Consider the following 18,534-nt stretch of genomic DNA (forward strand, 5'->3'; position numbering starts at 1 on the left):
ATCCACAGTTGTGGATGCCCCCGATTCTATTTTCAGAAATCTTATTCTTTGTTCGCACGCTTACGCTCCAAGTGATCCAAAATCAACTTGCGCATACGCATATTCTTCGGTGTTACCTCTACCAATTCGTCTTGACGGATATACTCTAAGCATTCCTCCAAACTCATAACGGTCTTAGGAACCACCCTTGCCTTTTCATCTGAACCACTGGCACGCACGTTAGTCAACTGCTTAGCCTTGGTTACGTTGATAACCAAATCGTTCTCGTGGATATGCTCACCCACTACCTGACCGGCATAAACGTCCTCACCCGGATCGATGAAGAACTTTCCACGATCTTGCAATTTGTCGATAGAGTAAGCATAAGCTGTACCGGTTTCCATCACTATAAGTGAACCGTTGGAGCGACGTTGAATCTCTCCCTTGAACGGTTGATAATCTTTATAACGGTGAGCCATGATAGCTTCGCCCTGACTAGCGGTCAATACGTTGGTACGCAAACCGATGATACCACGCGAAGGAATCTCAAATTCGATATTCACACGGTCGCCCTGATTTTCCATTCCCAGCAAATCGCCCTTACGACGGGTTACCATATCAATCATTTTGCTGGCAAACTCTTCGGGCACATTAATCGTCAATTCCTCGATGGGTTCGCACTTCTCGCCATCAATCTCTTTGTAGATAACCTGTGGCTGACCCACCTGTAGCTCGTAACCTTCACGACGCATGGTCTCAACCAACACAGAGAGATGAAGCACACCACGCCCGCTGACAATCCATTTATCGGTACTATCCTCGAACGGACGAACGCGCAAAGCAAGATTTTTCTCCAATTCGTGCTTCAAACGGTCGTTGATATGACGAGAAGTACAGAACTTTCCTTCACGTCCGAAGAACGGAGAATCGTTGATGGTAAACAGCATACTCATCGTAGGCTCGTCGATAGCGATAGGTGGAAGAGGCTCCGGATTCTCAAAATCACAGATGGTATCGCCAATCTCAAACCTTTCCAAACCGATGACAGCACATATATCACCACTGTCTACATGGTCGGTCTTCACGTGACCCATGCCCTCAAAAGTGTGCAATTCCTTTATCTTGGTGCGATCCTTTGAACCGTCGCGATGGCTAACCGTCACATTCATACCGTCGGTCAACGTACCACGATGCACCCTACCTACGGCAATACGACCTGTATAACTGCTATAGTCGAGCGATGTGATGAGCAACTGTGGAGTACCCTCCAACTGCTTCGGTGCAGGAATCACTTCTACAATCTTATCCAACAGATACTCGATATTGTCGGTAGGTTGCTTCCAGTCTTCAGCCATCCAGCCGTTCTTAGCCGAACCATAGACCACCGGGAAGTCCAATTGGTCTTCGGTAGCCTTCAGATCGCACATCAAGTCGAATACCATCTCGTACACTTCATCTGGACGACAGTTGGGTTTATCTACCTTGTTTACCACAACGACCGGTTTCAAACCTATCTGAAGAGCCTTCTGAAGTACGAAACGAGTCTGGGGCATCGGGCCTTCAAACGCGTCAACAAGCAGAATACAACCATCGGCCATATTCAATACACGCTCTACTTCACCACCGAAATCAGAGTGCCCCGGAGTATCTATAATATTGATTTTCGTACCTTTCCAGTTGATAGATACGTTTTTTGAAAGAATCGTTATCCCTCGCTCACGCTCCAAATCATTGGAGTCCAATACCTCGCCGCTGTTATTCTGGCCGTCACGGAACAGTTTACCAGCGAGCATCATCTTGTCGACCAATGTTGTTTTACCGTGGTCGACGTGTGCTATAATCGCAATGTTTCTAATATCTTGCATTCTTTTACCTTAAAATTCGATGCAAAGGTACGGATTATTCTTCACATACCAACACGCTGATAACACTATTTATACTCTCCTTTTGCATAACACTTCCCACCCCAAATTACTCACTACTCACTCCTAACCAGTCACCCTCAACTCGCTGCAGCGTCGTGGCAACATTGCTGCCTTGGCCGAACAGTATCGCTAAATGGGCGAGGCAGCAGTAGTGAAGAGCCGTTGCAGGAGCCCCACCCCACCCTCCCCAAAGGGGGAGGGAGAAGGTTTTGAGTTGACAAATAAACGATTTTTTAAGGTTAGTTTGTTAGTTCTTGAGTTTATGAGTTCTTAAATTGTAGGACGGGAAAGGTTCATTCCTTTCGCCCTCCCCTCTATGAGGAGGGTTCGGGTGGGACTTCTATAATGACGAATTGAATTCGTCCAAAGAGCATTCTTCTGTCCGAAGGACAGCCCTTTTAAGAGCCGGGGACTATCAAGCGATAGCGAAGATAGTCTCCGGACAGCGTAGACAACCAACTTCCAGTCTGACAAGACTGCCCCTATACGCCTTGCATATAGATTATAACACGGCAAGGGGGAGTCTTTCAGACTCAAATCTCTTACGCATTTCCCATAAGCCTAAAGGATTACGGCTATTGAGAGGGCTGTCCTTCGGACAAGATAGAAGTTTGAAAAGAACGGAATATACACCATGATGTTATGAAAAATGTGGACTCCCCCTATCTCCCCCCACTACAAAAAATAGGGTCGAGGAACAAATGTTCCCCAACCCTATGTCTCTAATATTTAGCTTTCCGTGCGGTTATTTGGTATACCCCGGAGTCTGTTCCAAAGCATCGTCGTTGTTAAGAGTATTCTTATCAATCGGCCACAAGAGCTTGTGAGATTCCGATTCCTCCAAAACAGGAGAGGTACCATCCACACTTCCCTCTTTCATGAAGACGAGATGCTTACCATTCTTGGTGTAGGTCATACGACACAAATCCCACCAACGCTGGCCTTCCTGTACAAACTCTTTATCCTTTTCAGCTAAGATGGCCAACTCGTTCTTGGTAAAGTCGCCAGCAACAAACTTAAACTTATCGGCCCAGTTTTTACCATAAGCACGCTCGCGAACATCGTTGATATACTTCTCTACAGCAGCCTTGTCGTCTTGCATATTTGCAATTTCGGCCAAAGAGAGGTAAACCCACGACAGTCGATAGTAAGGTATATCGCCACAGAACACACGCAGTCCGGCAGAATTGATAATACCGATATTCTTTCTTACCACTGTTCCCCAGTAAGTAAGAGAGTTATCTGCAGCTTTCTTATAAGTAGGTAGGAAAGTTGCCAAGCGGCGAGAATCTTCCTTATCAAACTTATTGAACAACGCCTCTTTGTACTCATAGCGCTGAATACCACCTGCACCTGCCATCTGTAATGGGTCGTCGAAGAGTGTACCATCTTCCAAATACACGTTCTTATTCAACTGTCCGGTACCGATGTTGTACACATATTGGCGATAATAATTAGTAGCTTCACCTTCAGCATAGCGTATAGCAAAGACTATTTCGCTGTTCCCCTTGCCATTGGCTGCATCAAATACACTGGCAAAAGTAGGTCGTAAAGAAAGACCGTAATTCTTGGCCACGCTTTCAAGATGAGCCTTAGCCACAGCCAAATCGGCCGTATTGGCCTTGTTATCACCGATGCTTACCTTAGCATTCCACAAGTACACTTCACCAGCCAAACACTCTGTGGCAGCTTTCGACCAATAACCTTTCTTATTTCCGCGGCCATACGGGTCAAATTTTGCATTATCTCCGAAATTCTCCAGCGACTTTTTCAAGTCGGCTTTGATTTGAGCCATCACTTCAGAAGCTTTGGCACGAGGCATATAAAGTTCTGCTGGATTAATCTGCCCATCAATTACCTCTGTACCAAGACGCAATGGTACACCGCCATATACGCGATAGAGATCGAAGTAATAGAATGCTCTCAAGCCATAGGCTATACCCAAGAAATACTTCTTATCAGCATCGGCCAAATAGTCGGCAGCCTCAATTCTAGCAATGGCTAGGTTACAGTTAGCAATATAACCGAAATAGTTACCAAATTTAGATACACCAGGATGCTCGGCATCAAAGTTCTGTGAAGCAATATCTCCACCATCGGTAGAAGAGCCATCGGCAGTGGTTCCTACCTTATATTGACCACCACGCAAATCGCCAAACACCATATTATGAGTCCACTCTGCGCTACGCATATTGCTATGCAGACCATCTATATAAGCTTCGGCTTGCGAATCATTCTTCCAATACGATGTACTACCATAGTAATCAATTGGTGCCAAGTCGAGTTTATCAGCACAAGACGTGAGCCCCAAAGTCGTTCCAACCATGATGGTTGATAAAATATATTTTGCTTTCATGTCTTTAATTCTTATGTGTCAATTAAAATGTTGCGTTCACACCCAAGATGATTGTACGTGGCAATCCATATCCCATACCGGAGTAAGCGCCACCACCGTGAGAGTATTCAGGTGTTGCGATAGGTGCAGACTTGATATAACCAAGGTTCTGACCGGTAATAGAAACTTCCAGATTCTTCATGGCGAGTTTGCTTACCCAAGCCTTTGGCAGGGTATAAGCGAGCGAAATCTCGCGGAAAGCCAAATAGCTACCATTGTAGGTGAACAGGCTTGAAGTACGGTTGTAGTTACCGGTACCAAGTTGGTCGGCCCATACATAACGAGGATACTTGGCGTTAGGATTGCTCTCAGACCATGTATTGAATACGTCGGTAGTAGCATTATAGGTACCTTGCATATTACCCAAGAACCAAGGAGTAGTACCATCGTAAGTCTTGAAATCAAGAGCGAAGTCGAGACGAGTGTACAGTGTGAAGCCTTTATACTTGAAAGTAGAGTTGAAACCACCAGTCCAATGAGGCATGGTATGACCCAGTTTCACTTGGTCGAGATTGTCGATGATGCCGTCGCCATTGATGTCTTTCCACTTCACGTCACCCGGCTGGATACGCAGTGCATTTGCTTTCTGTTTATCAGAGAGAGCTGCCCATGCTGCCGGACCATACATATATTTACCATTGGCGTTACCTGATTTCACTACCAAATTACCGGGAATCTCGTCGTAGCTCTTATAGATACCTTCTGCCTGATAGCCTACAAGCAAGCCGGGCTCTTGGCCTTCTTGGTATCCACCTACAAAGATGGTCTCATCAACTTCTTGTCCTGCAGCGTTCTTAACTTTACGTCCGGTGTAGATTTCCTGTCCACCTTGGCGATTACGCTCCAGTTTGTTGTAAGGAAGCGCAACAATCTTATTGATGTTATAAGCGATGTTAAGATTAGCATTCCAGCTCATATCCTTGGTTTTCAAGATTTGAGCACCAAACTCCATTTCGATACCACGGTTGCGGAATTTACCATTGTTGTTGTCAATACCAGAGAAACCGGTGGTAGAAGGAAGTGTCAATTTAGCATACTTATCCTGCGTCAAACGGTTGTAATAGGTGAAGTTAGCTGTCAAGCGGTTGTTCAAGAAGCCTAAGTCTACTGCAACTTCAAAGGTATGGCTCTTTTCCCAACGAAGTCCGGGGTTAGGTAATGTACCTATCAAGAAGCCAGTATTACCATTATAAGTGGTTGTACCATATCTACCTTGCAATGTATAAGCACCGATACCCGAAGCATTACCGTTGACACCATAGCTAGTACGCAACTTACCATACGACAGGAACGGGAGTGCATCTTTCACAAACTGCTCTTTCGTAGCTACCCATCCGGCAGACACACCGGGGAAGAAGCCCCAACGATTGTTGCCTAACAATGATGAGTAACCATCGTAACGGAATACTCCGGAGAGTAGATACTTGTCTTGATAGTCGTAGTTGACACGACCAAAATAAGACAGGATACGGTATCTCTCATGGAAAGAATCTATATCACGCTTATTCTCTTTAGAGCTGGTCAAGCCCAAATCTGCGAAGTCATCGGTTGGAGCGCCACTACCTGCAGCACTAAAACGTTTGGTATATCTATCGTAATACTCAGTACCCAACAATCCATCTATCGTATGGTCTTTCAAGAACGTAGTATTATAACTGATGGTGGCATTGTAAGTTTGAGAGAATGTACGATTGAAATATTCAGACGTAGAGCGAGTACGATTGAACTTGCCGGGATTGGTTTCAAAATCTTTAGAAAATTTGCCGTCAAGTTCTTCATCGTAGTACCATTGTCCGGAAGCATGCAACATCAAGTTAGGAATAAGTTCAGCATCGAAGCTCTGAATCATCGTAAACTTGTCGCTCTGATTATCAACAACCCATTTATCGGGCTGGTAAGACTGGTTGCCATCGCCAGAGTTCGGACCAAGCAACATGTTTCCATCTTCATCGTCATAACGAACCGTAGGAGGCAACGACTGGATACGACCGAAGTAGTTGGCTTCGCTAGTCTGCGAACCCGGCATACTCTGCCAGTTGGCACGGTTGTAGCTGAAATTTGAACTAGACTTCAACCAATCGGTAACCTTATAACTACCGTTGAAAGTAAAGTTGTAGCGCTCGTAGAACGACTTTATGGGGAGTCCCTCAGACTTATTGTAACCCAAACCTGCATAGTAAGTACCACGCTCGTTACCACCCGACATGCTGGCATTATAATCCTGTGTCATAGCCGGATTGTTGAAACTGTACTTAGCTATATCGGTCTCGCGATAGATAAGAGTCTGACCGGGATTGACAGGATCTTCCATACTCTTCCATCCCTTGTCGAGCAAACCTTTGTTCGCATCGGTCAATGGTAGAATATTCCAAACCATACCGGTACCATATTTATTACCTGTACCAAACGGAGTTTTGTTACCTAAAGCCGCTTTACTAGCCCAATCAGAGTTAGCATAAGCTAGACGCTGGTAAGTAATATAATCTTTGGCACCGAGGAATTCATAGGGATTGTTCACATAGTTCCATCCCACCTTAGCTTTTAGGTTGATTTCACGATGCCCACTCTTGCCGGTTTTTGTGGTAACAAGGATTACACCATTGTTGGCACGAGCACCATAAAGAGCCGTAGCACCGGCATCTTTCAAAATTTCCATAGACTCGATATCCTCAGGGTTGATGTCGCTTAAACTTTCGCGCAACTGGCCATCGACCATCACTAGAGGAGAACCAGTACCGTTGAGGTTGGTACCACCACGAAGAACGATATTAGGAGTAGAACCCGGATTACCGGAAGTACTGGTGACACGCAAACCGGCAACAGCACCCGCGAGTGCTTGAGCCGGGTTAGAATATACACCCACATTGAAAGCGTCTTCCTTTACCTTGCTGATAGAGTTGGTCAACTTAGCACGACGAGTCTTTCCACCATAACCTGTTACGACCACCTCAGAGATGAGCTGTGAGCTTTCGGTCATCTTGATGTTCAGACTAGCTTCACCATTATATACGACTTCCTTCTTATCGAAGCCTACATAAGTAATCACCAAGGTTTGTCCTTTCTTGGCATTAAGCGTGAAACGTCCGTCAATATCGGTCACAGTCCCCATGGTCTGTCCCTTCACAACAACCGAAGCTCCGATAATAGGACCGAAATCATCAGACACGGTACCAGTCACTTTCGACGACTGTTGCTGAACTGCTAAAACTTCAGCCGAATTGCTGGAAGCTGCCGCGAGGCACGGTGAACTACCCAAAGCAAGGATAGCTCCTCCCAATAATACTTTTCTGTAGTTAGTTGTCATAATTCAAAAATATTAATATGGTTTTTGGTTTCTATCGGTTTTCTATATATTTCTCACAACAAGATTTGTTATAATTCGTGCATCAATCATGATAATCGCGGTAAAGTTATATAAAAATAATCAAATAATAGAATATTTTTGATATAATATTTTTATTTAGTCGTACTAAAAGAAAATATTAAGAAATAAAACCCAAAAATGAGCTAAATAAACAAATATATTGCCTATACAAAATAAAGATATTCATGTTAGCAAATTGAGAGATGATTCCCTATATATATAATAAGGTATAGCAAAGCCTCCAAAGTACACACGAACAAACACAAGAAAAACACAGGGAATGAGAAAAATAATACGATTTCTCTAGGATTTGCCTAAAAAATATTGTACCTTTGCACCGCTTTTATCTATCTAGGCAGGTGAAGGCATCTATAAAATAACATCAATATTAACAAAAAGCTATGTATTTAGACAAAGCAAAGAAAGAAGAGATCTTTGGTAAGTACGGAAAGTCTAACTCTGATACTGGTTCTGCTGAAAGCCAGATAGCATTGTTCTCGTTCCGTATTGCCCACTTGACGGAGCACGTAAAGAAAAACCGTAAAGATCATACTACCACACGTGCATTGACACAATTGGTAGGAAAGCGTCGTGCATTGCTCGACTATCTCTACGACAGAGACATTGAGCGCTACCGTGCTATCATCAAAGCTCTTGGATTACGTAAATAATCTGAAAGTTCAAGCACAATTTGCTAAAGAAAAATCCCTGCCTATCTTGAGAGATGGCAGGGATTATTTTTTACTATTATTGGATTAATTGCCGGATTTGACCGACAAGGTATTGCTGCACTTCAGGCAATTCACCGAGTCCATGTTGTACCACTTCGACTTGGTAACCGGCTCGTTCTAACTCTTCTTTCCACTCTCCATCGAGGTCTTCGGCCTTATGGTTACCGGCGATATAGAGCAACGGTACAAGGACAACATGCTGATGGCCGGAAGTTTGGAGAATCTTCTTTAAACTATCGAAACCGGGATACCCCTCGATAGTCACCACATGGCGATTGCCCTCACCCTGTTCTCTGAACATATAATCGAGCATACTGTAAACGGCATTCGCCATACTTTGGGTACCATGCCCCACATAGAACACTTCGCTATCTGCCGATACCGGTATCGAGCGAGTAAGCACATCGACCATCTTTTGACATGTTTCGACGCTGCTAAAAAGCGGACTTCCCACCTTAATCGTATCAAACTTGTGACGAAGAGGGGCTATAGCCTCGTTCATAATACCGGTCATGATGCCGTCAAGCAAATGGGTTGGCTGCACCACAACCTGACGATAGCCATCACGATGCAGTGCTTCAAGCGCCTCGGCAATAGTGTATTTTTGGATATTCCGCTTCTTCAAAGCAGCTATAACCATCTTCGAAGAATAGGTTTCGCGCACTTCCAAGCCTGTATTTTGGTGCACCAAAGCATTGATAGCATCCAATGTCTTAGTTCTACGGGCATCGTTATTAGTCCCATAGTGAACCATCAAAATAGCTGTTTGACTCATAGAAACGAGGGAAAAAAGGAAAAATAGAAAAAGGAAAGATATTCTTTTCATGGAATAATAGGAAGCTATTAGGATTAATCTTCGAGGATTTCACGAAGCGGAATCATCACAAACTCACGCTGTTCCATTAATGGATGAGGAATCTTCAAATCGGATTCGTCAACGTGAAGTTGGTCGTATAGCAGAATGTCTATATCAATGATGCGGTCAGTATAGTTGTCACCATCGGTCTTCTCCATCCTCCCAAGGTCGCGTTCTATCTGCTGTGTCACCCTCAACAATTGTCGTGGAGACAGCGGAGTGTCTATACAGACACACATGTTGATAAACTTATTGGGAGAAGAGAACCCCCAAGGCTCTGTTTCAAGAAGGGAGGAACTGCGCAAAACAGTCCCTACCCTCTCTTCCAAGAGGACTATAGCATCGTGCATCATACGTTTTCGATTGCCGATATTAGCCCCCAACGACAGATAGACCTTGTGCATCAATCGTCGAGAATGAGTAAAGAGTCGCCAAAGCAACCGAACTTATAACCATTTTTAGAAGCCAAGTTATAAGCCTCCATCACCAAGTCGTAACCACCAAAAGCAGCCGTAGACATGAGCAATGTAGAATAAGGATGATAGAAATTGGCTACCATACAGTCGGACAATCCGAAATCATAAGGAGGGAAGATAAACTTATTGGTCCATCCATCATATTCCTTCAGCATACCATCGGTGCCCACAGCTGTCTCCGTAGCTTTCACAATGCTGGTACCGACAGCACATACACGATGGCCTGATTGCTTGGTCTCGTTCACGATTTTGCAAGCCTCGGCACCTACAATCATCTGCTCCGATTCCATCTTATGTTTGGTCAAGTCTTCTACTTCAATAGAATTGAAGTTGCCAAGACCGCAATGTAGCGTGATATAAGCAGTATTGATACCGCGTATCTCCATACGCTTCATCAATTCACGACTAAAGTGTAAACCGGTAGCCGGAGCCGTAACGGCTCCTTCGTTCTGTGCAAATACGCACTGGAAGTCGTCTAAATCCTCAGCCGTAGCGGTTTGGCTCTCACGATTATCAATGATATAACGGGGCAATGGAGCCTCACCCAATGCAAACAACTCTCTCTTGAACTCGTCGTGAGGGCAGTCGTAGAGGAATCGAAGCGTACGACCACGGCTCGTAGTATTGTCGATGACCTCGGCCACCATCGTACCGCTCTCGTCGAAGAAGAGCTTATTGCCAATACGAATCTTGCGTGCCGGCTCTACCAACACATCCCAAAGACGCATCTCTTCGTTCAATTCGCGCAGCAAGAATACCTCGATTTTCGCATCGGTCTTTTCTTTAGTACCATAAAGACGAGCCGGGAACACCTTGGTATCATTAAGGATAAAGGTGTCGCCCTCATCAAAATAGTCGAGGATATTACGGAATTCCAGATACACAGGATTACCGTTTTTATCTTTCAGCGGTTCGCCCTTTTCGTCCGTTTGATACATATCTATCTTTTCAGACTTGCGATGAAGCACCATCAGGCGGGCTTCGTCACGGCGCGTAACAGTGAAAGAATTCTTCTCACCTTTGTCGTTAGTGAACTCATGCACGATGCTATGAGGATAGAGAGCGACTTGCTCCTTGGCTAAATCAAATTTGAATTGCGATAGTTTCATTATATTTCCACCTTTACTTTTCTATTTCTTGTTGTTCGATCCACTCTTGTATATGGTCGAAATCGATACAGTCTTCTGCTTTTATCTCGCCTACACGAGTGCGGCGAAGAGCCGTCAGATAAGCTCCACTCTGCAATGCCCTGCCTAAATCGCGAGCCAAAGCACGGATATAAGTACCTTTACCACAGACCACCCGAATGCTTACTTGCATCTTAATGGGGTCGAAATCGGTCAGCATAATCTCGTCGATATGCACATTTTTAGGTTGCAACCGCACCTCCTCACCAGCTCTACGAAGTGCATAAGCGCGGTCACCATTGACCTTACAAGCACTATAGGTAGGCGGTACTTGCTGAATATCGCCCACAAAACCGGCGAGTTTCTGCTCTATAAGTTCGCGAGTGATATGCTCGGTCGGGAACGTTTCGTTCACAGGATGCTCCATATCATAACTCACCGTAGTCGCTCCAAGCTGTAATGTTGCCGTGTATTCCTTGGTATGACTTTGTAGTTGCTCTATCTGCTTGGTACATTTGCCCGTGCAAAGTATCAACACTCCCGTGGCCAAAGGGTCGAGTGTACCCGCATGACCAATCTTCACTTTATAGCCTACATGCTTGCTTAGCACATATCGGACGTGCGCCAAAGCACCAAAGCTAGACTTCCCATACGGTTTATCAATACCGAAAATCTCTCCTGTTTTGAAGTTCATTAGCCCACCATTGCTAAAGAGTGACCACTCAACAACCAAAACAAGATGAAGCCACCGACGATGATTCGATAGATACCGAAGGCTCTAAATCCATATTTAGTGAGGAAAGCAACAAACCACTTCATGGCCAAAAGTGCCACAACAAAGGCTACCACACTGCCCAGCCCAAGCATCATTAGATTGTCGGTAGTGGCCCATCCGGCTGTCGCTGCATCTGAAGAGAAGAACAATTCGTATACATCAAGCACCGTAGCAGCAGCCATTGTAGGCACAGCCAAGAAGAAAGAGAACTCGGCCGCAGCCCTACGAGTGAGCTTCTGAGCCATACCTCCGACGATGGTTGCCATCGAACGAGAGACTCCGGGAATCATGGCGATACACTGGAACAAACCTATATTGAATGCACGCTTTTCTGTTATCTGATTCTCTTCACTCCCTTGATTGAAGATTCGGTCGCAGAACAGCATGAATATACCACCTACAACAAGCATGATAGCCACTACTTCCACACTCTCTAGGAAGCGATCTATCAGCCCGGTCTTCTTGCCGATAAGTCCGATAACTACCGCAGGAACAAAAGCAACGAGCAGTTTCCAATAGAAATCCCACTTATGCAAGAACTTCTGTAACGGCGTACTACCAGCCGCAGCAGGGCTATGATCTAAACGGAAAAAGCGATTCCAATAGAGACATACCACCGAAAGGATGGCACCAAACTGTATAATAATGGTGAAAGCCTTAACAAATGGAGTACTCTCAATGCCCAATAAGCCTTGCGTAATAATCATGTGGCCCGTAGAAGATACGGGCAAAAACTCGGTCAATCCTTCTACAATGGCAAGGATGATTGTCTGTATAATGGTCATGAGTCGATGTTATCGTTAGAATCTTTAGACTTGTGCAAAATGGCATAAATAATAGATAGGAAGCCTATCAAGCATACGACAGGTGCCACTTTGATACGCTGAGCGTTGAAAATAGAAGGATCGTACATATTCTCCGTAGAACTTCCGCCACTCATCATGATAAAGCCAATGATGACAACTAATACGCCTATAGCCAATAACACGAAGTTGCTTTTTCCAAAAGCCAGATTTCTTTTATCCATGATAATCCCTGATTGATGTTCAAAATTAAATCTTATATAAGTCTCCGGCTTTCATTCGGAGGAACTTGTTGACAGATATATTGGCGCAAATGGCCGTAATAATGATTCCAAAGAGGAATACAGATGCACCCGTAATGGCCATTACCTGCCATGTGACAACGGTCAACATACCCGGCTCATAGGCATAGAGAGCAAACAACATACCTCCCAATACCACATCGGCCAGCAATGCTGCAACAACTCCTATGACGACATTGCGCTTGATAAACGGCTTACGAATGAAGCTCCACGATGCTCCTACGAGTTTCATCGTGTGTATAGAGAAGCGCCGTGCATAAATACTAAGACGGACAGTGTTGCTGATCAACGAAAAAGAAACGAATGTCAAGAGAGCCGCCAGCACCAACAATACGATACTGATACGCCTCAAATGGGTGTTCACACTATCCATCAAATCTTGTTGGTAAGTAATATCGCTCACCTTAGAATTACGTTTCAACTCCTTCGTTATCCATTTCAAAGAGTCGCTATTGGCGTAATCGGCCTTGAGCCGAACTTCTATCGAGGCCAAGAAAGGATTCCCCCCGATAAACTCAGATGGGTCTGTCCCCATGGCTAGCGTCTGCTCTTTCAACGCTTCTTCCTTACTAATAAAGTGGACAGTATTGATATAAGGACGGTTTTGAAGCGATTGACATAGTTGTTTTGCTTCGGGATTGGTCATGTCGTCTTGCAACATCATCGTCACCATTAGGTTTTCTTTGACGTAGTTAGACAGATTCTTCGCTGTCAAGACAGAGAATACGACCATTCCTAATAATATAAGTACCAACGCAGTGCTGATACAAAGAGTAACAACCTGCAATCCACGAGGATTACGGGTACCGTTCTTTTTCTTTCCCATTCTGTACAAGGTATATTACACCAAAATCGTTGCAAAGTAACAAAAAAAACACTGATAAAACGAGTGATTAACGTGCATTAACACCCGTATTACCCTTCCGGCATGACCATAATGGCTCCGCCCTATCGGCATCAAGCTTTACGCAACAGCAAATAGCCCACAATTCCGCCCACGATCGACGCTGCAAAAATACCCAACTTGGCCAAAACAATGCTTCCGGACTCGGTAAAAGCGAGCACAGAAACAAACATTGACATCGTGAAACCAATGGAAGCGAGGAAGCCTAGTCCCGTCAACACTCGCCAAGACATAGCCTTATCGCGGCGTCCTATCTTAAGTTTGGTAAGCAACCATACCGACAATAAGATACCTATTGGTTTACCCAATAGCAAGCCAAGCATCACTCCGATAGCCACATGGTTCTCAAATATCATTGAAGCATCCATATCTACAAACGAGACACCGGCATTGGCAAGAGCAAATATAGGCATGATGACGAACGAAACAAACGGTTGGATACTGTGTTCTAGTCGTTGGAGCGGTGGGATAGCGCTCCGCGTATCTCTTTTTACATCCGAGATAATCTCCACTTGTTCCTCTTCCAGTGTCATCACATCATTAGACTCGGCAGCCTCAAAATCCTTCATCCGTTGCTTCAAACGAGCAATGAATGCGGCTTCAGGGATAGAAGAGTCGGCTGGAATCATAAAGGCAGACAGCACAGCCGAGATAGTAGCGTGCACTCCCGACATCAAAAAGCATACCCATACACCACCAACGGCTATGATACCATAAAACCATACGTTCTTCACACCCAACTTATTGCCCACAAACATCAGCAACAAGAAGAGCATACCGACACCAATACTCATCAACGAAATATTGGACGTATAGAACAACGCTATCACTAATACCGACCCTAAGTCATCAACAATAGCCAATGTCGTGAGGAATATCTTTGCCGAAAGAGGCACTCTGTTACCCAACAGATAAAGTATGGCCAGTGCAAAAGCGATGTCGGTAGCCATAGGGATTCCCCATCCATGAGCCACAGGCGTACCGGCATTGAATGCCAAATAGATGAGCGAAGGTACCAACATGCCGAAAATAGCCGCTCCAACAGGTAACACTACCTTACTTAAATGGCGTAGTTCGCCACCGATAAACTCTCGTTTCAACTCCAATCCGATAACGAAGAAGAAGATAGACATAAGTCCGTCATTCACCCAATGTTCCAAACTGAAATTCAGATAGGGTTTACCATTCCATATAAAACCGAAATGCTGTTCAAAGAAAGCAAAATAATCTTCGCGCCAAGGAGAATTTGCCAATAGCAAAGCTATGACGACTGAGAGACCTAAGACGATGCTGCTAGAACGCTCCTTTTGCATAAATTGTTGTATCGGCATGAACACATGTCGTCCTATTGTCTGCTGAAGATGCTGTACCATTTTAATATTTTATAAGTAAAAAAAGCAAGAGTGCGCATCTCTATCTAGCGATACATCAAGTATACATATCACTTCTTGATATTTCCTAACACGCATCTCTTTCATTGATGAAGACATGAAGTTCAGACCAAACGTGCTTCCCAAGATTCATATCCATTTGCGTCTGCAAAGGTACTAAGAAAAGACGAAATAACCAAACGCCCCACCTCTCATCCCATCCCATATACCTACAACAATACAATGACCTTGCACGTATAATAAAATAAGGTATGGGCTTCCCTATAAACTTATTGTCTTAATAACCATAAACGGAAAAAGAAGTCGTAACTCTCATAGTAATCATCATGACGTGTTATGAAATCCTTATCCAACAATCCTTTGATAGCAGACTGTATCGAACTAGCCGATGCCAGCCTATGTCTACGAATAAATTCTTCCGACATCAGATTCCGAGCCTTGCCCTCTTTGCAAATGGCACGAAACAATTCTTTCTGTTTGGCCGGCAACTGATATAACAAAGCCTCATAAGCAAATGCACTCTCATCAAGGATGCGGGTAATAGCCACAGGGACAAGTTCCTTCTTACATTCTCCTCCTTCCGTTGTCAGCACATATAACTTGTTGAGTATACGCTGTAGATACCATGTAACACCATCAAACATACTGTATATTTCTTCCACAACATCAGCATAAAGTACTCGACTGCCCTCTTTAAACAAACGAATAGCAAATTCTGTATATACACTCAAGTCTATAGCACCAATATGCTGCAACGCCGTACTTTGATAAAACGGACGACTATGGCTCAAAAACATCTCAGTCATCATGGTACGTTGAGACCCGGAGAATACAAAATAGGCATTATGGCATCGTTGTATCTTAGTTCGTAACAAGGCCTCAACACTTTTTTCCGGATACATACAAATGGCTTGAAACTCATCTATAGCAACAAGACAAGGTTTATCAGCCATCTCCAAATACCGAAAAATTTCATCAAGCGTTACTTCCGGATTCTGTATGTCCCCCAACTCCACATTCCAAGTTGGATTACCATATTGGTCAAACGATATACCCGAACGAACCGAACGAAGACAATCCATAAACAATTCTAATACCTTTCTACCAAAAGGTTTCAATGCACTGAGTATTTCTTTACCTAGCACATTGACCATCTCTTGCAACGATTTCGTCGCATATATATCTACCAAAAAAGTATAATAGCATTGCTGTATATCCTTCTGATGAAAGAAATGGGAGATAAGACCGGTCTTTCCCATACGTCGCTGAGCCATCAATGCCACATTGCGACCATTCTCTAGATGCTCGCGTATGATACCGTTTTCCGCCACTCGATCGCAGAACAAATCGTCAGATACATAACCATGCAATATAAAAGGATTTGCTATCATAATAGAAATAAGCTTGTTAATGCAAAGATAATCATCTTTTTCCAATTACCATCATATAATTATCATAAGATGGTAATAAGTATAAAATATGCTAATTCTTACGTAGCATCATTACTTCAGAACATAAAATCGGGCACAAATGCCACCATAACAGGATTTTCATTACCTTTGTAGAAGGTAAGATACGTTCGGCAAATTGAGAGTAAACTCTCTTTGCAATCGCTTTCATTACCTTTGTAAACCAACTTTATACAGACATTATGAGTACGATAATATATCCATCACCGATTTTCGGACCGGTACATAGTCGCCGATTAGGATTGTCCCTAGGCATCAACTTGCTACCGGGCGACGGCAAAGCATGTACTTTTGACTGCATCTATTGCGAATGCGGATTTAATGCCGACCATCGCACACAGTCTCCTTTCCCTACTCGCGAACTTGTAGCCAAAAAGCTTGAGGCACAACTTAAAAAGATGCACGAAGCCGGTGAACACCCCAACGTATTGACATTTGCAGGCAATGGAGAGCCTACGAGCAATCCGCATTTCCCCGAAATCATCGACGACACCATCTGTCTGCGTAACCAATATTGTCCCGATGCAAAGGTAAGTGTGCTTAGCAACGCCACCTTTCTTAAACAGAAAGCCGTACACGAGGCACTCATGAAGGTAGACAACAATATTCAAAAGCTGGATACCGTCGACTCGGAATACATCAAAAAGGTAGACCGCCCACTCAGTCCGAACTACAACGTGGAACGTATCATCGACCAACTAAAAAGCTTCAACGGCCACGTCATCATCCAAACCATGTTTATGAAGGGTTGTAACAACGCCGGTGAGAGTGTCGACAACACATCGGAATACTACATTGCCCCATGGCTTGAAGCTGTCAAAGAGATAGCTCCGAGCGAGGTCATGGTATACACTATCGACCGTGAAACACCCGACACACATCTCCAAAAGGCCACTCGCGAGGAATTGGATACCATCCGCGACCGCGTCATTGCTGCCAGAATCCCCTGTACAGCATCATATTAGAAAAGGTAAGAGTTCAAACTCTTACCTTTTTTATTGTCTATCATCATCACTTATTCCACTACAGCCGTGAACCCACCATTACGTACCATACGGATATTGAGCGTGGTATCAGAGTTCGCTTTTTTCTTTTCCATGCGGTAGTCCATAGCTTGTAAGCCGGCATTAAAACCATCGGTAAAGAGTGTCATCTTATGTGTACGATGCCATCAACAATATACTTTTAATCAAAGAGGCCGATGCACGGCGACTCAACCTGTTCCAAAACTATTGTAATGTGTTCCATGCACTCATCTATTACAACATGGTAGTGGCTTGGGGCGATATGCCTTATCTATCACAAAGACAAACCGATTCTGGTAGTCGAATTGTACGCACTGGCAAGAAGACGATCTTTACTAATTTGGAAACAAACCTAAAGAATGCCATTGAGTCACTAAAAGAAGAACGAAATGAATCGTTAAATGGTGAAGAGGGATTCTTCTTCGTCCCTAAAGATGTGGCACGTATCATCTTGGCACAAATTTATATGTATCAAGGCGACTACAACTCGGCGACGCCACTACTGGAGAAAGTCATCAAAAACGGCTATTATAGTCTCGACAATAGCAACTACAGCAATCTGGAAACGCTTAAAGCCATCAACAGTTACAGCAAAGAGAATATACTATCGTTAAGACCTCAATACATAAGAAATGCCGAAAAAGGCTTCAAGGATTATTCTTCGTATTCGTTACCAGTGCTGAATTACACTGACGTAATGCTGCTCTATGCGGAATGTATGGTACATACCGGGCAGGCAACACAAGCCAACAATTATTTGAAACAGGTAGTAGATGCCAAGCATATCAGTGTTTCGGACAGTGGGATTACAGGTATCAAGGAAGCAAGACAAAAGTTGTTGCTCTACAGTATCGGCAACTTCGCTTTCATGAAACGTAACAAACTCGCTATCACCGAATATGGCATCAAGGACTATCAACAACTTTTGCCAATTCCGTTTAGCCAAATTGACTTGAATCCGGGCATGACTCAGAATCTCGGATATTAACAAAACCGACTGAAAAACAAAAAG

16 protein-coding genes are annotated in these 18,534 nt (G+C 44.0%); 3 read left to right on the forward strand and 13 right to left on the reverse strand.

Annotated elements, in window-relative coordinates; all coding sequences use genetic code 11:
* Positions 1-41: 41 nt before the first annotated feature.
* The 3 genes from typA to HMPREF0671_RS09780 all read right to left on the reverse strand — a co-directional run bounded on the left by typA (position 42) and on the right by HMPREF0671_RS09780 (position 7,603).
* Positions 42-1,844 carry a translational GTPase TypA gene (gene typA / locus HMPREF0671_RS09770; protein ID WP_036900039.1) on the reverse strand — a complete coding sequence of 601 codons (1,803 nt, stop codon included), beginning with the start codon at positions 1,842-1,844 and terminating at the stop codon, positions 42-44.
* Positions 1,845-2,649: 805 nt separating this feature from the next.
* Positions 2,650-4,269, reverse strand: coding sequence for a RagB/SusD family nutrient uptake outer membrane protein (locus HMPREF0671_RS09775; protein ID WP_036900041.1), 1,620 nt, complete (start codon positions 4,267-4,269; stop codon positions 2,650-2,652).
* Positions 4,270-4,282: 13 nt separating this feature from the next.
* A complete protein-coding gene (locus HMPREF0671_RS09780) occupies positions 4,283-7,603 on the reverse strand; it encodes a TonB-dependent receptor (protein ID WP_084589762.1) in 3,321 nt (1,106 codons plus the stop codon).
* A gap of 461 nt (positions 7,604-8,064) precedes the next feature.
* Between HMPREF0671_RS09780 and rpsO the strand changes: the two genes are divergently transcribed.
* Complete coding sequence (rpsO, locus tag HMPREF0671_RS09785) at positions 8,065-8,334, forward strand: 30S ribosomal protein S15 (protein WP_036900044.1); 270 nt, start codon at positions 8,065-8,067, stop codon at positions 8,332-8,334.
* 76 nt (positions 8,335-8,410) lie between these two features.
* Here the strand turns inward: rpsO and HMPREF0671_RS09790 are convergent, their stop codons facing one another.
* The 9 genes from HMPREF0671_RS09790 to HMPREF0671_RS09830 form a co-directional block, all read right to left on the reverse strand.
* Positions 8,411-9,169, reverse strand: a complete 759-nt coding sequence (locus HMPREF0671_RS09790; RefSeq protein WP_036900073.1) for a sirohydrochlorin cobaltochelatase — start codon at positions 9,167-9,169, stop codon at positions 8,411-8,413.
* A 74-nt stretch (positions 9,170-9,243) separates the two neighbouring features.
* Positions 9,244-9,654, reverse strand: a complete 411-nt coding sequence (folK, locus tag HMPREF0671_RS09795; RefSeq protein WP_036900046.1) for a 2-amino-4-hydroxy-6-hydroxymethyldihydropteridine diphosphokinase — start codon at positions 9,652-9,654, stop codon at positions 9,244-9,246.
* Positions 9,654-10,835, reverse strand: coding sequence for a tRNA preQ1(34) S-adenosylmethionine ribosyltransferase-isomerase QueA (gene queA, locus HMPREF0671_RS09800; RefSeq protein ID WP_036900049.1), 1,182 nt, complete (start codon positions 10,833-10,835; stop codon positions 9,654-9,656). Before queA ends, folK begins: the two co-directional genes overlap by 1 nt.
* Before the next feature lie 13 nt (positions 10,836-10,848).
* Positions 10,849-11,547 carry a tRNA pseudouridine(55) synthase TruB gene (truB, locus tag HMPREF0671_RS09805; protein ID WP_036900051.1) on the reverse strand — a complete coding sequence of 233 codons (699 nt, stop codon included), beginning with the start codon at positions 11,545-11,547 and terminating at the stop codon, positions 10,849-10,851.
* A complete protein-coding gene (locus HMPREF0671_RS09810) occupies positions 11,547-12,413 on the reverse strand; it encodes an undecaprenyl-diphosphate phosphatase (RefSeq protein ID WP_036900054.1) in 867 nt (288 codons plus the stop codon). The genes truB and HMPREF0671_RS09810 overlap by 1 nt, the downstream gene beginning before the upstream one ends.
* Positions 12,410-12,655 (reverse strand): DUF3098 domain-containing protein, encoded by a 246-nt coding sequence (locus tag HMPREF0671_RS09815; protein WP_036900057.1) that lies wholly within the window; start codon positions 12,653-12,655, stop codon positions 12,410-12,412. Before HMPREF0671_RS09815 ends, HMPREF0671_RS09810 begins: the two co-directional genes overlap by 4 nt.
* A 25-nt stretch (positions 12,656-12,680) precedes the next feature.
* Entirely contained in the window at positions 12,681-13,559 is an 879-nt protein-coding gene (locus HMPREF0671_RS09820; protein ID WP_036900059.1) for an ABC transporter permease, read from the reverse strand.
* Positions 13,560-13,690: 131 nt separating this feature from the next.
* The gene (gene nhaA, locus HMPREF0671_RS09825) at positions 13,691-15,010 is read right to left on the reverse strand and encodes a Na+/H+ antiporter NhaA (RefSeq protein ID WP_036900060.1); all 1,320 of its coding nucleotides are present in this window, start codon (positions 15,008-15,010) and stop codon (positions 13,691-13,693) included.
* A 287-nt stretch (positions 15,011-15,297) separates the two neighbouring features.
* Positions 15,298-16,419, reverse strand: coding sequence for an ATP-binding protein (locus HMPREF0671_RS09830; protein ID WP_036900064.1), 1,122 nt, complete (start codon positions 16,417-16,419; stop codon positions 15,298-15,300).
* Between the two features lie 260 nt (positions 16,420-16,679).
* On the opposite strand from HMPREF0671_RS09830, the gene HMPREF0671_RS09835 reads away from it, so the two are divergent.
* Entirely contained in the window at positions 16,680-17,462 is a 783-nt protein-coding gene (locus tag HMPREF0671_RS09835; protein ID WP_036900065.1) for a radical SAM protein, read from the forward strand.
* Between the two features lie 50 nt (positions 17,463-17,512).
* Here HMPREF0671_RS09835 and HMPREF0671_RS12090 read toward each other — a convergent pair whose 3' ends face one another.
* Positions 17,513-17,650, reverse strand: coding sequence for a glycoside hydrolase family 97 C-terminal domain-containing protein (locus HMPREF0671_RS12090; protein WP_082721653.1), 138 nt, complete (start codon positions 17,648-17,650; stop codon positions 17,513-17,515).
* On the opposite strand from HMPREF0671_RS12090, the gene HMPREF0671_RS09840 reads away from it, so the two are divergent.
* Entirely contained in the window at positions 17,644-18,510 is an 867-nt protein-coding gene (locus HMPREF0671_RS09840; protein ID WP_036900067.1) for a RagB/SusD family nutrient uptake outer membrane protein, read from the forward strand. The two genes, HMPREF0671_RS12090 and HMPREF0671_RS09840, sit on opposite strands and share 7 nt — an antisense overlap.
* Positions 18,511-18,534 lie beyond the last annotated feature (24 nt).

This window comes from Prevotella sp. S7 MS 2, assembly GCF_000762865.1.
Taxonomy (GTDB): domain Bacteria; phylum Bacteroidota; class Bacteroidia; order Bacteroidales; family Bacteroidaceae; genus Prevotella.

Excerpts from the sequence above, each read along its gene's own strand:
- HMPREF0671_RS09835 (WP_036900065.1), top strand. The coding sequence starts at position 16,680 with ATGAGTACGATAATATATCCATCACCGATTTTCGGACCGGTACATAGT.
- queA (WP_036900049.1), bottom strand. The coding sequence starts at position 10,835 with ATGAAACTATCGCAATTCAAATTTGATTTAGCCAAGGAGCAAGTCGCT.
- HMPREF0671_RS09820 (WP_036900059.1), bottom strand. The coding sequence starts at position 13,559 with ATGGGAAAGAAAAAGAACGGTACCCGTAATCCTCGTGGATTGCAGGTT.
- rpsO (WP_036900044.1), top strand. The coding sequence starts at position 8,065 with ATGTATTTAGACAAAGCAAAGAAAGAAGAGATCTTTGGTAAGTACGGA.
- HMPREF0671_RS09790 (WP_036900073.1), bottom strand. The coding sequence starts at position 9,169 with ATGAGTCAAACAGCTATTTTGATGGTTCACTATGGGACTAATAACGAT.
- truB (WP_036900051.1), bottom strand. The coding sequence starts at position 11,547 with ATGAACTTCAAAACAGGAGAGATTTTCGGTATTGATAAACCGTATGGG.
- typA (WP_036900039.1), bottom strand. The coding sequence starts at position 1,844 with ATGCAAGATATTAGAAACATTGCGATTATAGCACACGTCGACCACGGT.
- folK (WP_036900046.1), bottom strand. The coding sequence starts at position 9,654 with ATGCACAAGGTCTATCTGTCGTTGGGGGCTAATATCGGCAATCGAAAA.
- HMPREF0671_RS09830 (WP_036900064.1), bottom strand. The coding sequence starts at position 16,419 with ATGATAGCAAATCCTTTTATATTGCATGGTTATGTATCTGACGATTTG.
- HMPREF0671_RS12090 (WP_082721653.1), bottom strand. The coding sequence starts at position 17,650 with ATGACACTCTTTACCGATGGTTTTAATGCCGGCTTACAAGCTATGGAC.
- HMPREF0671_RS09815 (WP_036900057.1), bottom strand. The coding sequence starts at position 12,655 with ATGGATAAAAGAAATCTGGCTTTTGGAAAAAGCAACTTCGTGTTATTG.
- nhaA (WP_036900060.1), bottom strand. The coding sequence starts at position 15,010 with ATGGTACAGCATCTTCAGCAGACAATAGGACGACATGTGTTCATGCCG.
- HMPREF0671_RS09780 (WP_084589762.1), bottom strand. The coding sequence starts at position 7,603 with ATGACAACTAACTACAGAAAAGTATTATTGGGAGGAGCTATCCTTGCT.
- HMPREF0671_RS09810 (WP_036900054.1), bottom strand. The coding sequence starts at position 12,413 with ATGACCATTATACAGACAATCATCCTTGCCATTGTAGAAGGATTGACC.